Source organism: Vibrio ichthyoenteri ATCC 700023, from assembly GCF_000222605.1.
GTDB lineage: Bacteria > Pseudomonadota > Gammaproteobacteria > Enterobacterales > Vibrionaceae > Vibrio > Vibrio ichthyoenteri.
Genome location: NZ_AFWF01000324.1, coordinates 1 through 1,028 on the forward strand (window position 1 = coordinate 1; position 1,028 = coordinate 1,028).

Annotated in this window: 1 protein-coding gene; it reads left to right on the top strand. The window is 41.7% G+C overall.

Translation table 11 applies throughout. From position 1 onward, the window contains the following. Positions 1-84: 84 nt before the first annotated feature. Positions 85-723: a hypothetical protein gene (locus RH85_RS21840; protein ID WP_006714897.1), complete on the top strand. Its 639-nt coding sequence runs from the start codon at positions 85-87 to the stop codon at positions 721-723. The last annotated feature ends 305 nt before the right edge of the window (positions 724-1,028 follow it).

A 1,028-nucleotide genomic window follows, 5' to 3' on the forward strand; every position in this document is an offset into this window, starting at 1 on the left:
TTCTTAATCTGCCTTCTGAAGGCCTAGCCTACTAAATATTTGTATGAATTGTAACTTAATGATTGCCTAAGAAGGAGAAGGAAGGTGGGTGGATTAATACTTGGTGTTGGAATTAATGATGTGAAAAATAGTAGTAAACTTCATTCGTATCGCGTTTGGCATAGCATGCTTACCCGTTGCTATAAGCTGAAATCTGGAGCTGTTGTTTGTAATGAATGGAAGTTATTTAGTCGCTTCGTTACTTGGTATGAGCGTCAATCTGAGGCTTTAAGTGCAATTGGTTATGATATCTGTAAATTAGAATTAGACAAAGATTTGAAGTGTATTGATGGCCTTGAATATAGTCCTCAAACTTGTGCATTGTTGCCTAGCGAACTAAATGCATTTCTAGCGAACAGTGGAATACAGTCGAGCAAAACCAAAGGGGTAGGCTTACCTCAAGGTGTATCAGTGTTTCATCGTCGAACCTCTAAAATCTACTATATATCAGACCGTTCTAGTGGTACGAAGCAAACCCGTTACTTTCAATCTGTCGAAGAGGCTTACAACTGCCGTTTAGTTATTCGCTGTCTTCTTTTGGAATCTATTATTGATAAGTTCGACGTTCTCCTCAAGGCTCAATGCGTATACGGTAAGTTAGCCAAAATGACGACACTTCAAGGGCTAGCTGAATATGAAGGGTTATTGCGTATCTATAAAGAAGCCATAGATGCTGCCGCTTGATGCGAGGGTTATTGAGCAGTAGCGTTTGACCTAAGCAGGCACAAACACATAGAATACAGGTTCGTAGTCTGTGCTTTAGGTGCAGAGTCAAGCTGTCCAATATAAACACTTCCTATGCCTTCTAAGGATGTGGTCGCAGGTTCGAATCCTGCAGGGCGTGCCATTTATTCTAGAAAGCCCCGATAACTCAATGAGTTGTCGGGGCTTTTGCGATCTGGTTACGCCGTCCCTTCATTTCTGTCCTTCTTTCTAGCAATCATTAGCGAGTTTTAGTCCGACACCGAGCTAGCTACACGGCTAACTGA